The 14,161-nt window shown below is 68.8% G+C and carries 7 protein-coding genes; all 7 read right to left on the bottom strand.

What is annotated here, in order from left to right; all coding sequences use genetic code 11:
- Positions 1-377: 377 nt before the first annotated feature.
- Entirely contained in the window at positions 378-1,625 is a 1,248-nt protein-coding gene (locus E1B22_RS07170; RefSeq protein WP_135225106.1) for an O-antigen ligase, read from the bottom strand.
- Positions 1,626-1,744: 119 nt separating this feature from the next.
- The gene (locus tag E1B22_RS07165) at positions 1,745-2,878 is read right to left on the bottom strand and encodes a glycosyltransferase (protein ID WP_135225105.1); all 1,134 of its coding nucleotides are present in this window, start codon (positions 2,876-2,878) and stop codon (positions 1,745-1,747) included.
- Positions 2,879-2,931: 53 nt separating this feature from the next.
- On the bottom strand, positions 2,932-3,945 hold the full coding sequence (locus tag E1B22_RS07160; RefSeq protein ID WP_167758874.1) for an exopolysaccharide biosynthesis polyprenyl glycosylphosphotransferase: 1,014 nt from the start codon (positions 3,943-3,945) through the stop codon (positions 2,932-2,934).
- A gap of 1,033 nt (positions 3,946-4,978) precedes the next feature.
- Entirely contained in the window at positions 4,979-9,763 is a 4,785-nt protein-coding gene (locus E1B22_RS07155; RefSeq protein WP_135225103.1) for a sugar transferase, read from the bottom strand.
- Positions 9,764-10,371: 608 nt separating this feature from the next.
- Positions 10,372-11,181, bottom strand: coding sequence for an iron export ABC transporter permease subunit FetB (fetB, locus tag E1B22_RS07150; RefSeq protein WP_135225102.1), 810 nt, complete (start codon positions 11,179-11,181; stop codon positions 10,372-10,374).
- Positions 11,182-11,297: 116 nt separating this feature from the next.
- A complete protein-coding gene (locus tag E1B22_RS07145) occupies positions 11,298-12,119 on the bottom strand; it encodes an ATP-binding cassette domain-containing protein (protein WP_135226016.1) in 822 nt (273 codons plus the stop codon).
- Positions 12,120-12,198: 79 nt separating this feature from the next.
- The gene (locus E1B22_RS07140) at positions 12,199-13,773 is read right to left on the bottom strand and encodes a glycosyltransferase family 4 protein (RefSeq protein ID WP_243123849.1); all 1,575 of its coding nucleotides are present in this window, start codon (positions 13,771-13,773) and stop codon (positions 12,199-12,201) included.
- Positions 13,774-14,161 lie beyond the last annotated feature (388 nt).

The raw sequence follows: 14,161 nt of genomic DNA, 5'->3' as shown, positions 1-14,161 counted from the left end.
CTGAGAAACGAAACTACGCATCGCCCCCACCCAACGACATAATCACCGCACTAGCTATTGCTTCTCAAATATAGCCCTGTTCACCGGCTTCCATGACACCACCGGCATTTGCAGCGTTTCTTGCTCAGGGCATTCGATGACACATTCCCTAATACCGTCGCGGGGATACGAGGCCTCTGCGTCCCTACCAAGTACGATTTCATCTCTCACCATTTGAATACCTAGGTTTAACGACGACGAGACAAATCGCCTTGGACCTAATAACTCGCTATCAGTCAGCGCATTGCCCAACAACCCTCTTCGAACGCTCGGTACTGCCCCACCGACCACACTAACCTCAACTTGCAAGACCCAATAATCATTCACCAAAATCGAGCTCAGGCACTTGGCGTCCTCTTGTGCCCATCGCTCCTCTGTACACCGCTCAAGATCCAACCCGCAATTATCCATGTAATAGGATCGTAGTGCATGGAAACATAAGCCATAGACAGGACTACTATTGACCACATGTATACAAATAAGACACCGTTCCCATCATTCCTCGCCTGTCGCATAGCGACACTGTAAATATAACATATCAACGCACTCCATAACATCAGGCCAACAAGCCCTTGGTCATAAACGAGGTCCAAATACGAATTCTCGACCGCCTGTCCAAACAATTTCAACTCAGCCGCCCTTAGCCCATGCCCAAGTACTGGCCTCTCATAAACATCAGGCAACAAACTCCACCAGTAATTGTCCGCTCGAGAAGCCCATCGCGCCTCTGTGAAGCGAAACACAATTCTACCAAGCACGGAAACATCTTGGCCGGGTAACTCGATCATACCCAGCACCGGGACGCCTATTAGACCCCCCAACGCAATACCGCCAACTAGACGCTTGCTAATGCTCCGCGCCGACTTTGAAACAGCTCCTACAATAACCACCACCATGAATGCCGCGAGCACCATCGTTATGAGAGCGCCGCGCGAGAAGGTCATTATCATACCTAGAAACAACACACCCAACCCCGCCCAGCGCCACACCCGCCCGACAATCGTAGCCGGATGCGATACCAAACCCGAAGCAATTGCGATCAAAATTAGCACAGCAAGATAGATCGGATTGTTCGTGAATCCCTGGAGGTGTGGAAAGAAGCCTTCGCCAGCCCGATATATGAGCCCAGGCCTCGGATTCGCACTAACCTTAGCAGGATCACTGATAGTCCAAACATACACTAGTAACGCAATTGCGGTTGCGATTGCAGCTACAGAAAACAGCAACTTGGACAACCGCTGCCGCCCCACCTGCCACTGCGACATTCCCATTCCCACAAGCACCATCGTCCCGATGTCGCGAATCAGGATGCCCACCAATGTCACCGCACGTCCGAGGTCGGGCGACCGGAACGCTTGTAGAAGTACCCAAGTCAACAAAATCATAGAAAGACCCATTCCGCCCCTTAGTTCCCTGGTGATCACGGCTCTTTTATCCAGGAGAACTTTAGGGGCAAACAAGAAAGCACCGAGAATAAATACGACGTCATACGGAACAATTTTAACGGGGCCATCAAATAGTATAACACCGTTATAAAACAGCGCCAAAAAGGCAAGTGCAAGATACGCTAACGCCAAGTCAATCAATACCAGAGCCTCCTATGATGCTTGCGTATATCAGAGATTAATCCCAGTTCAAACCTTATCGCTCCAAATCCATTCCCGCACAAGCCGCATGCCCTCAACCACACCTTGCCAAGAACGAACTAAGTGAACATAGCCAAATCCCGTTCACGCTCCCCGAGTAACAACCGGGCGTAGCGATCGACTGACCTCCGTAACGAGAACTCCTGCGCCCTCGCAGCTGCTCCTCTAGTCTTGGTTTCGTCCCGTTCGTCCAACCGCTTTAGGATGGCACGGGCCAATGCCTGCGGGTCTGCAACGGGTACCAAATCCCCCCACCGGCCATATTCCAATATTTCCGCTGGCCCACTGGGACAGTCTGTAGAAACGACGGGAGTTCCAAGTGCCATGGCCTCAGCCAGTACGTTCCCAAATCCCTCCCAACGAGAGGAGAGAACAAAGACTGCAGCCCGTTTCATGTACTTGTATGGATTGACTTCAAATCCTGGCAGGGACACGACCTCATCGAGTCCAAGGTCGTGCACCATACGTTCCAGAGTTGGACGCTCTTTGCCTTCCCCCAAAATCATCAGGCGCGCTATACGCTCCTTACGCACCAACGAAAATGCCTTGATCAGAGTACCAAAGTCCTTCTGTGCAGTAAGTCTTCCCACTGCCAGTACCACTGGAGGTTCGCCAGGCGCAAACCACGGATGGTGCACTGGCTCCGCGGCTCTTATGAAAATGGCATCCGACACGACCGGATTATAGACCACGTGGACCTTGTCCTTGCGAATGCCAATGAACCTTATGAGGTCGACAGCAACTCCATGTGAGACAGCAACGACGCTGTCAGCTCGTGGGTACGTGACACGCATCAGCATGGGAATTATCTTCTCCCGCAGCTTTGTGACATGCTGAAAGTGCAAAATTGGATTAATGCGTACGCTAACCACGATCCGCACGGGCACACCCGATAGTTGGCGCGCCCACAAGGCAACTATATTGATGTAGTCCTTCGCGGTGAGTAGGGCTCTAGGACGGACCTGACGGAGATAACGAACTAGCGCGAATGTGCTGGCAAGTGCCCTTGTCCCTCCAAGATCGATGATCCGAGCTCCAGCGGGAACTTCTGTCGCTAGTGGTCCGTCTTTTCTAACCACAACTAGGTCAACAGCCAACCCTCGTTGGATAAAACCGTCCGCTAACCTTAACATCATACGTTCTACTCCGCCGAGTTCAAAGGAAGGCAACAACAAAGCTACACGTTCGTTCATTCTAATCATCCTCCGGACGTGCAACGAAGGAGGCAAACGTCTGCGTCCCAGTGTCAGATCCGAAACTCGAGACCTATTCGTTGCCTAATTTTTCTTGCGGCTATACCAACACTGCGCGGAAATAGCACTACTGGAATTGTCCAAAGAAGGATAAGTAGATCCAGACCAAGCCCCCAGCGAGTAATGTAGAACAAATCAAATCGCAGTTTGGAATCCGGCTCCGTGTCATACCTGCCCAACACCTGGGCCAGTCCCGTAATACCCGGTTTGACGGCCTCCCGGGCCCGGAACATCGCATTACGCCCTGCGAACTCCATAACCAGTTCGGGACGCTCCGGCCTCGGACCCACCAAGCTCATTTCTCCCCGCAACACATTGAAGACCTGAGGCAATTCGTCGAGCCGAGTCGCTCGCAACCACTTTCCGACGCGAGTTACCCGCGGGTCGTCCTCTCGGGCCCAGACGGGACCCGTGAGTTTTTCGGCTTCCGGCACCATGGTACGGAATTTAATCAGTTCGAAGATCTTCCCGTCACGGCCCACCCGCCGCTGGCGGTAGAATACGGGCCCCCGGTCCTCCAGCCAGATTAATAGCGGCACGATCAGGAAGACGGGAAGGAACGCGATTAAAAGCGATAGCGCTCCAGCCAGATCCAGGGCCCGCTTTACCGCTCTGAGTTCAATTGACAATGCCAAGCGATATACGGTCATCAACGGTATGTCACCGATGTGAGTCAGCCGCCCAGAAGCCATCAGAATCTCATACGTATTGGGCACGACGTAGAGGTCCACCTGATTTCGAAGCGCCCAACTCACGATGCGTTCCCGGTACTCCATTGGGACATCGGAGGCAAGGACCACACGGTCGGTCGCCGGTGGCGTCTTGAGGAAGTCAGCCGGCGTCAGCGCATGGCGAATCGAGACGTAGGCGGGCAGTCGCCCCTGCCACCCAAGGGGGTCGGCGGACACAAGGGTTACGTGGTGTTGGTAATACGTGTGCTTTGCCCGGCGGGCGAAGGGAACGCTCCACACGGAAAGTAAGATCGCGGTGAGGACACCTGCGATCACCTCCGCCGCTCGCGAAACCCCACGAGCAGGGACATAGAGATAAAGGGCGGCCATGGTGATAACGACCGACCACAGAGTCGCCGTGGTGACATCCCGAGCTAACTCCATGAAGGGCCGGTGCAGGTCGCGATAACCCCTGTACAGAGCAAGGAGAACAATGGTAGATGCTGCAGCAACGGACGCCGCGAAACCGTCCGGTGAGAGGGGTCCGTGGGAAAGTAGTGCCCGGAGTCCCTCCATGTCGCCGGCTAGCAAATGCCCCCCCGCCTGGGCCGCTACGGCAATGATCATGTCGCCTGCCAGGAGCACGACCCGACGCGACCGTCGGCCGAATACCCGTCGTAATGTGACAGGCTCGTTGCGGGTAAAGGCTCCTAGTTCGGGTACAACCGCGGCCTTGACGGGCCTGTTGTGGCGCTCCGTGATCAATCCTGACAGTGTCTCTCCGGTTGGCCGTGCCCCGTCCTCCCGGATGCTCCGCATGACACACTTCTCCCCCACTTCTCCCCCGGCTCCCTTCGACAAACGTAACATCGGTGAGGAACCCCACAGGTCTCAGGACAATATGCCACGTCGCTGCCACTTGCAAGGAAGCTCCGCTTGTACGGACAGTGGCAGGCTCATTGAAGTAAATCCATCCCGAACCAATGGCTCCTCCCCTAGCAAACCCAGCCTGAGCATGCCGTCGACGACCCTCTTCCTATTCCTACATACCAGCCTCAGGATGACAGCAGGTGTCAACGTATCAAACTCGCAGGTATGAATGATGGTGTGCCGGTTCCGTTGGCGCAGCAGCCAACCTGCAGCCATCACTCCCAGCAAAGAAAGGCAGGGAGGTTGCGTAGTCCGGTCCCATAGGGGCCCAGCGGTTGCGGGCTTGGCTCCGACCTGGACTCTGCCCAGGCCGTGGCCCGTCTGCCATCTTGGATCGTGTTCCCGCCCCAGGGGAGACCCCCCCACCGGCACCAGACCCTGCCCGCAACCGAATGATGCAGCCAAGCGTGGCCTCCTCCCCTCGGGGGAAGGCCTCGCATCACCTTTCGACCTGGGCCAGGCCGGTGAGCCCCGGCTTGACGGCCTCGCGGAGCCGGAAGGCCGGTTCGTCCAGGGAGAACCGGGCCGCCAGCTCCGGCCGCTCGGGCCGGGGGCCCACCAGGCTCATCTCTCCGCACAGCACATTGACCAATTGGGGCAATTCGTCGAGATGGGTCGACCGCAACACTCGTCCAATTCGCGTTACCCGGGGATCTTCCTTCTTTGCCCAGGTGGGGCCCGTGTCGCGCTCGGCGTCGACCACCATGGTCCGGAACTTGAGGATCGTGAAGGGGCGACCGTGGAGGCCGAGCCGCGTCTGGCGGTAGAGGACGGGTCCGCGGTCGTCCAACCAGATCAGCAGGGGGATCAGGACGAAGGCCCAGGCGAAGAGGACCAGCAGCAGCAGGCTCCCCACCACGTCCAGGATGCGTTTGGCCAGGCGGGCCAGCGGGGGCGGTTCGAGGGGGCCGATGCGCAGGAGAGGTGCGTCCCCCAGGCGGCTCCACCGGGCGCTGGCCACCACCACCTCGTAGGGATCGGGGATGAGGTCGACGGCCATCCCGTGGCCCAGCGCCCAGATCAGGACGCGACGGCGCACGCCAGGCGGGACCTTCGGGCCGATGAGCACGCGGGGACCCCGGGGGACGCCCCGGGGTGGGACCAGCGGGACACGGGGAGGCGGGGTGTGATCCTGTTTGCCGGGGAGGTCGGAGGGGTCGAGCCCGTGGCGACCGGGGTGATCGCGATCGCGATGGGCGCCGGAGTCGCCACCGGCGTGGGGCACGCGATCGGCGTCCGGTTCGCCGTGGGGCGTGGCGAGGGGTCGCCCAGGGGCGCGGTCGGCACCGCCGTCCGACGGAGGGTTTTCGCGGGGGAGCCCGGTGCCGTGGGTTGGGGTATCGCCCGCCGAACCAGGACCGCTACCGGTAGGCCGGAGGTGGCCCTCGGGCCTGCCCCCCTCCGACGGCTCGCCGCCGGCCCGGCGGGTCACCGCCCGATAGAGGGCGAGCAACCGCCGCTCCATGTGAGGCCAGGCCCAACGTCGTCTGAAGAGACGCCGGACGCGGCGGGCGAAGGCGCGTCGCCGGGCCGCACTCCACCGTGCGGCGTCGGCGAGCGCCGCCTCGAGCCCCTCGCTGTCGCCGTAGGCGACGACCCACCCCAGGCGATGGCGCCGGACGCGGCGGTCGACCCCGGTCCCCCGGGCCACCACCACGGGCTTGCCCAGGGCCAGCGCCTCGAACAGCCGGTTCGGGCTGGCGTAGCGGTGATTGGGGATGGCGGGGTCGTAGAGGGCCAGGATGACGTCGGCCCGGCTGTAGATCTGGCGGCACCGGTCGTGGGCGACGCGGCCGTGGAAGGTCACGTTGGGCAACGCGGCGGCAGCCTGGCGGACCAGCGGCTCGTCCGGGCCGAAGCCGGCCAGCTCCAGGTGCCACTCCGGGTGCCGGGCCATGAGGGACAAGACGAGGTCCAGGCCCCGTCCCGGCTGCAGGGTGCCGACGTAAGCCAGACGCAACGCAAGCCGGCCCGCCGCGGGCCGGGTCGCCCGGGTCTCGCCGTTCGCACGGGGCGCGGGGTCGGACGGGGGCGGCGCGTCCTGCGGCAGCGTCGCGTCGCGACATGCCGTTGGGTCCGTGGGCGTCGCCGCGTCCTGGAGCGGCCCCGGCTCCTGCGGCGGCAGGGGATCCCGCGGTCCGTCCCAGTGCGGACTGTCCCAGTCCGGGCTGTTGTGGATCACGGCCAGCCGGCGCGGGCGGGCCCCGCCCAGCTGGGGGCGGCGGTGTTCGTCCGCCAGGATCACGGCATCGGCCAGGGTCAGCAGCCGCCGGTCGAGGGCGGCGACGAACCGCCGCAGAAGCGGCGGCAGGCCCCTCACGGTGTCGGCGTACCAGTCGAAGATGTCGTACACCACGGCGATCCGGGTCCGATCCGAGCTGCGGTCCCGGCGTGCCGCCCCGTCCCTGGCTGCGGGGGGCGCCAGCCCGGTTTGGTTCGCCGCCCTGGCGAGGCGGTGCCGCCCACCGGCCAAACTGCGGACGATCAGCGCCGGGATCAGGGTGTCGAAGTCGCAGGCGTGGATCACGTCGATGCCGTGCCGGTGGCGCCAGAGCCAGGCGAGGAGCCGAGCCTGCCAGGCGAGCCACCGCGGCAGGTTGCGCAGGCCGTTGCCGTAAGGGCTGCGGGGCGGGCGGGGCCGCGACTGCGACCGGAGCCCGAAGACGGGCAGGTCCGTGGCGAGGAGCACCTTGTGCACCCCCGTCCCCGTTCCCGGGGCCGTTCCCGTAGCCGTCCCCGGGGCCGTTCCCGTGACCGTTCCCGCCGCCAACCCCGCTCCCACCCGAGCGGGTCCCCTTTCCCTCCCCACCCCCGGGCCCGTCCGAGACCCGGGGCCCGGCCCGTTCCCCGCCACCGATCCCGCTCCCGTCGCGCTCGCCGTCGCCCGCTGGGCCGTTGCCCGCCTGCCCTCCCGATCCCAACCCACCACCGTCACCCGGTAGCCGGCCCGCGCCAGGGTGCGGGCGATGCGTTCCACCCGGGGGTCGGGATCGACCGGGTTGGAGCGGCAGATCACCACCCGGACGCTGGAGGGTTCCGCGCACCCGGGAGCCCCCGCGGGTTCCACACCCCCGGGGTCCACCACCGCGCCCCTGGGGTCGGGAGGCGCATCTCCGGGGTCCAATGGCGCCCCCGGCCCGCGACGGGACGGGGCGGTGCCCCGTTGCCCTGGATGCTCTCGCTGGGGCGGACCCGCGCTGTGCGGCGGGACCCCCCCGGCGGCCGCGGCGTGCACGCCGGCGCCGACCAGCAGGTGCGCCAAGGCCCACAGCAGGGTCGCCGCCGGTTCCTTGGTGAACCCGGCCGCGGCCAGCAGCGGCGCCGCGGTGTACACCTCCCGGGCGGTGGGAAGCCCCGCCGGGCGCCGGCTCCACAGCCGACGGTCGGCCAGGGCCGCCAGCAGCCCCGCCACCCCGCCGGCCACGGGCAGCGCCCCGGCCCCGAAGTTGAGGTAGACCTCCTGGGCCAGCGAGACGTTGAAGCCGAAGCGCGTCCCCCAGTAGAACTGCCGCCAGCGGTACGTGTTGAGGAGGTCGACGGCCGTGAGGAGGCAGCGGCGGGACCGGTTGTCCGGGGGGAGCAGCCGGGCGGGAACGGCCGCCAGGGTCTGGCCACCGAGGAGGCCGTGGCGGGCGGTGAAGCCCTGGACCAGCACCCACACGTCGGGCCCGTCGAAGTCGGGGGTGCGGGCCACGAAGCGAGCCGCCCCGAGGACCCAGGCGCCCAGCGCACCGGGCACCGCCCCGCGCAGGGCCGAGGCCCGCGGCGCCGCGGCCTCCCCCGCAGCCGGGTGCGCCGGCGCCTCCGCCCGGACCGCCCCTTGTGCGGGGTTGCTGCCTGCGGCCCCTGCGGCCGGGGCAGTGGGCCGGGCGGCCCAGGGGGCGGCGCAGCGTGGCATGGCGGCTGCGGCCGGCCCGTCCGGCGGCCCGGGACGGTTCGTCGACCGGGCCGCCCCCGAGGCCTTGCCGGCGGGCGCCCGCGATCCGGGTGCACCGGCGGCCGGATCGTCCGTCAGGGCCGCTGCGGGCAGAGCCCGGAGGGCCGGGGGCAGGCCACCCAGGATGGCCACGAGCCCCTCCGCCACCACCCCCGCCAGGGGCCGGGCGCCGGCCAGGAGGACCATCAGAACGACCAGCAGGGCCCCCAGGCGGCGGACGGTCCAGGGCCGGCGGCGTTCGTCCAGCCAGGCGGCGACCACCACCGCGTTGAGCAGATAGCCCCGCTGGTAGAGGAGGAGAAGGAGCGCGATGGCCCAGAGGGTTCCGACCCCAGGGGTGGCGCGAAGGGTGGCGCGCCCGACCGCAAGGGCGACCCTTCCGAAGGCGGTCCAGCGCCGGGACCCCTCCGCCCGGGGGCACGACGCCTGGCGGCGGCCGGTTCCGCCGTAGCCACCGTGGTCCGCGGCGGGGCCTGCGGTGGGGCCCGCGGCGGGTCGCGCCGCGGAGCTCCAGGTGGGGCCTGCCGCAGGTCCCGCCGCGGAGCCCGCGGTGGGGCCCCGATTGGGCCCGGCCGTCATGGCATAGGCCAGGGGCAGGCTGGCCGCCAGGGGGATGGCCGCCAGCGGGAAGAGGATCTTCCCGTACGGGACGGCGGCCGTCACCGTGGTCCCGCCCCGCCGGCCCGGAAGCCACGCGCCGTCGGAGAGGACGTGCATGGCCACCACCGCCCCCGTCCCCACGAGCAGCGAGAGCAGCCACGCGACCCGCAGGTGGGCGGCGGTCCGGGCGACCTGGGCGCCCGTGCGGTTGCGAGGCGCGGGCGACGGCCGCGCGGGGGACGGCCGGGCGGGCGGCAGCCCATCGGGCGACCGAGAACCGAGGGACCGGGCCGAACCGACGGGCCGGGCCGGCGCATCCCCCGGGACCGATGGCGGCACCGGTCGCACCAGGAGGTATGCCGCCACCAGCGCCGCCGCGAAACCCAGCTGCAAGGCCAGGCCGCGGTTGTAGGCCGCCCAGGCGGCCGGTTCGACCGGCGCCGGGGGCAGGAAGGAGACCGGCGCCCCGCCGGGGTGCAGGTCGGCCGGAAGCCCGTACAGGAGGTAGCCGCCGATCAGGACGCTGGCCAGGGGACGGAGCCCGTAGGCCACGGCGTCCAGGCCCAGGAACACGTGAAAGCCGGTCAGCAGCGGGCGACGGGTCCGCTCCAGGGCGACCGCCACCAGCGCCAGGTGCGCGCCGGCCAGGGCCACGGTGCCTGCCGGACCGGCCCAGATGGGGTCCATCGCGGCCCTCACCCCCGTCCCCTTCACCCCGGTCCCGCCCGCCGGCCCGGCGCGGGAGCGAACCCGCGCGCGAACCGGGCTGGTGACGGTGCGTGCCGCCTTCGGCCCCGGCGGCCCGGCCGGGGCCGGTTCGTCCCAGGGACATCGTGGATGTCCTGGTTGTTCCTGAGATCGGTGGATCGTGGGGCTGGAACATGGGAGGAACCGGCCGGCGCGGCTCGCCAGTGGCGGCGCGGCCTGCGGGAACAACGCCGGGAGCGATCCGCTGCCGCATTGCAGGCGGGGTGGGTGGCAGGGGCGACGGGCAGCTGGCGGGGGCAGCGAACAGGAGCGGTGCACAAGGGCGGCCGACCAGGGTAGCCGGAGGCGGGCGGCCAGGGAGGGAACCGGCAGGGGGCTGTGGCGGCGGCCGCTGACAGGGGCGGCCAGCAGGGGGTGGCAGGAGAGGTGTCGGGCCACAGCCGCTGCCAGGGGCGGCCGGCCAGGGACGGGTGGCGGGCGGCAGCCGCTGGCAGGTGACCGGCAGGGGCAGCGATCGGCAAGGGTGGCGGGCAGGGAGAGCGGGCAGGGGCACCCGAACGGGGCGCTCGTCGGCCGGGCCGGCCCGGTCAGTGGGGGTCGGGCGGCGTCTGCAGCCGGTCGAGTCGCAGCCGGTGGTAGCCGTCCAGCAACGATCGGTACGCGTACGCCACGGCCCCCAGGGTCCCCAGGGCCGTGGCGGCGGCGATCATGAACATGATCACGATCTGGTAGCGGACGGCGTCGGCGGGGTCGGCACCCGCCAGGATCTGGCCCGTCATCATGCCGGGGAGGCTCACCAGCCCCACCACCGCCATGGCGTTGAGGGTGGGCACCATGCCCGTCCGGACGGCATCCCGCATGACGTCGCGGCACGCCTCCCAGCGAGTGGCGCCCAGGGCCAGCAAGCCCTCCACTTGGTCCCGGCGGCGGACCAGGCCCTCGAGGAACCGGTCGAGTCCCAGGGAGATGCCGTTGAGGGTGTTACCGAGGACCATGCCGAGCAGGGGGATCACGTACTGCGGCTCGTACCACGGTCGCGGGCGGACGATGAACGCGACGGCCAGGCCGGTGACGGTGAAGGATGCGACCAGCACCGACAGCGTGCTGCCGAAGTAGATCCCCCGGAACCGACCGCCGACCCGCCCCGCCGCCGCATGGCCCGCGAGGACCACCATGACCAGGCCGAGCGCCAGCACCCAGAGGGGGTGGCGCAACCCGAAGATGAACCGCAGCAGGTAGCCAATCAGCAGCAGCTGGATCACCGTGCGGGCCGACGCCACCAGGAGCCGCCGCTCGAGGCCGAGCCCAAGCGCGAGGGACAGCGCGCCATTGATCAGGATGAGCGCCGCCGCCAGGGCGAGTTCCCCACCGCCCAGGCGGATGTAACCAGCGTCCACCTCGCGTCCGCCTCCCCCTGCCCCGCGACCCGGTGCGCTCTCCGTCCCGGACCGGCGGCGCCGGAGCCGCCCGATCCCGGCCTGCACCGGGTGGCCGCGGCCCGGCGGCCTCAACGTCACAGGCCGCCGCGACGTAACGGACCGCCGGCGGGCGCCAGCGCCACCTCCCGGTGCGCCACGCGCCGCAGCTGGTCGCGGTCGTGGCTGGTCCAGATGCAGGCCCTGCCCCCTCCCGCCTCGCGCCACCGGGCGACCAGCGCCTCCGCCGCCCGGGCCGTCGCCGGATCCAGGGAGGCGGTGGGCTCGTCCAGCAGGAGGACTTGCGGCTCCACCAGGAGCGCCCGGACCAGGGCGGTGATCTGGGCCTCCCCGCCCGAAAGGGCCGTAACCGGCTGCTGGAGGAACCCGGCATCCCGGCCCAGGGCCGCGAGGAGCTCGAGCGCCCGCTCGCGGTCGAATCCAGGTTCGACCACCCGGGACCGGCCCTCGCCCCACCCGATGCGCGCCGCCAACGCCATCCCGGGCGCGAACGCCCGGCCTTGACGCCCGCCTGGACGCGCCTCCCCGTTCCAGCCGCCCTCCTTGCCCCTCGCCCCTGCCCTGCCCCGCCGCACCGCCAGGGTGAAGGGACGGGCCAGGTTGTCCGCCACCGTCCCGTCGAAGAGGGCGGGCCGCTGGGCCACGTAGAGCACGCGGGCCCGGTAGAGGGGCGCGGCCCACGCCGCCTGGGGCCGGCCCTCCAGGTACACGGTGCCCTCGTCCAGGGGGTCGAGCCCGGCCAGGGCGCGGAGGAGCAACGTCTTCCCGGTCCCGGAGGGGCCGGTGACGGCCAGGCTCTCCCCAGGATGCAGGTCGAGGTCCAGGCCGCGCCAGATCCAGCGGGCGGGGCGGTCGCCGCCGGCCGGAAGCCGGCGGCCGAGCCCCACGGCATGCAGCATGGGGGTGCGGGTCGCGGGATCGGCTCCCGTTGGGGGCCTGCGGTGCTTCCGGCCGTCGCGGGGGTCGGGAAGGGAGCCGTCAGCCGCCGATCGGTCGTCCACTACGACCATCTCCCGCCTGGTCACGTTGCATGGAGGTCTCCTCAAGGGGACCCGCCGACGTCGATCCGCCCCGGCGGATCTGCCGTGCCCACGTCCCCATGATAGCGCCAGGGACGATGCTCGGGTTCTCCTGACGCTGGCGAAGCATGGACTGTCGCAGGTCGTTGGCCACCACGGACCGGTATACCGCCAGGGTCGCACGGACCATGCGATGGACGGTGAAGCGAGCCCGGTGGCGCCGGGATCCGGCGACGCCCATCCGACGCCGCAACACGGGATCGGCGAGCAGGCGGGCCAGGGCACCGGCCACCGCGGCCGGATCGTTCGGAGGAACCAGCAAGCCCGTGACCCCGTGGCGCACGGCCTCGGGCACCCCGCCGACCGCCGTCGCCACCACGGGCACACCCGCCGCCATGGCCTCCAGGACCGCCAGCGGCAGCCCCTCCCGGTGCGAGCAGAGCACCGCCACCGCGGCCCCGACGACGGCGGCCGCGCCGTCACCCCGAACGCCGAGGAAGCGGACCCGATGACCGATGCCCAGTTGCCGGGCCAGGTCCATCGCGGGACCCAGGCCGGGTCCATCGCCAACCAGCTCGACGACCCACGAGGTCGCCGCCAGGGAGGATGCCCACGGCTCGGCACCACGTGAGGGTGCCGAAGGGCAGCAGGGCCCGTGCCCGGCGGCCGGCACCCGCCGGGCGCCCCGTTCCGCTCGCGATCGTCCCTCCAGCAAGGCCACCGCCCGCAGCAAGGTGGTGTGGTCCTTGGGCGCTTCGAAGCGCGCCACCATGACCACCCGCAAGGGCCGCCCGCACGGCCCTTCGGCGCCAGCGGGCGGCTCTCCGCAGGGCGGCCCTTGGGCGCCAGCGGACAGCTCTCCGCAGAGCAGCCCTTCGGCGCAAGCGGGCAGCTGCCCGCAGGACGGATCGCCGGAGCCGGACGAGCCGGCACGCAGCGGGAAGCGGGCTTCACGTCCCCGACGGCGTCCCGGACGGAGCCCCGGACGGGCACCCGGTCGCGGAACGCCGTTGGGGATCACCACCGCCCGCCGGGGGTCGAACAGGTGCCGCCGGAGGCCCTCCTCGCGGTCGTGGCGGGACACCGTGATCACCGCGGCCGCCAGGCGGCCCAGGATGCGCTCACCCTCCAGGGCCAGGCGGACGGACAGGCGCCGCAGGATGCCGCCTTGCCCCGCTGTCGCGTCCCAGGGCCAGCCGTGCACCGTCACGATGCACGGGATGCCCAGGGTGGCGGCGGCGAGCCGAGCGAGCCAGGTGGCCTTGGTCGAGTGGGCGGCCACCAGGGCCGGCCGGTGGTGGCGCAAAAGGCTGCGGATCGCGAGGAGCGCACGCAGGTCGTCCAGCGGACGGACGGGACGGACTAGGTGCGGGACGGGATGGGACGGGATGCCCGCCCGGTGCAGGGCGTCGGTGAAGGGACCGGGCGGTCCGGTGATCACGCGGACGGGGATGCCCCGGCGGCGCAGGCCCTGGGCCAGGTGCAAGACGTGCACCTGCGCCCCGCCGATGCGATCGGCCCGGGTCACCACCATCACGACCCCGCGGCGCCTCAGCCGCGCGTCGGCGGCCGTCCCCGCACCGGGGACGGGAATCCGGCGTTCTCCCGCCAGCGGGCATCCGGTCGCGACGGCCGGGGCGGCGGCCGCCGTACGGGTGGGGACTCGGCCCCGCAGGCACCCCACGGCCGCGTCCCTCCCGACCCGCCCCGGCAAACGCGAGGGCGGGCCTGCTCGAAGGCCCGCCCTCGCGTGCCGGACGGGTTCCCGGAGGACGGAGCGCCTGCCCCTCGCCCTGCCGCGCCGTTCCCGGGGGACCTGCCCTCCCCCGGGCCGCTCCACCGCGCTTGCCGGGGTACCCATGCCCCCGGAACCCGCCGGTCACCGACGTGAATTCGACACCGAGGGCCAGCCTTCCTTCTCC

The sequence above is a fragment of the Thermaerobacter sp. FW80 genome, from assembly GCF_004634385.1.
Classification (GTDB): Bacteria; Bacillota; Sulfobacillia; order Thermaerobacterales; family Thermaerobacteraceae; genus Thermaerobacter; species Thermaerobacter composti.
The sequence above is the reverse complement of the archived record's forward strand: the minus strand, read 5'-3'. Positions and strand labels throughout refer to the sequence as shown.

Coding starts and splice junctions, on each gene's coding strand:
- E1B22_RS07165 (WP_135225105.1), bottom strand. CDS start 2,878: ATGAACGAACGTGTAGCTTTGTTGTTGCCTTCCTTTGAACTCGGCGGA.
- E1B22_RS07155 (WP_135225103.1), bottom strand. CDS start 9,763: ATGGACCCCATCTGGGCCGGTCCGGCAGGCACCGTGGCCCTGGCCGGC.
- E1B22_RS07145 (WP_135226016.1), bottom strand. CDS start 12,119: ATGCTGCATGCCGTGGGGCTCGGCCGCCGGCTTCCGGCCGGCGGCGAC.
- E1B22_RS07140 (WP_243123849.1), bottom strand. CDS start 13,773: ATGGTGGTGACCCGGGCCGATCGCATCGGCGGGGCGCAGGTGCACGTC.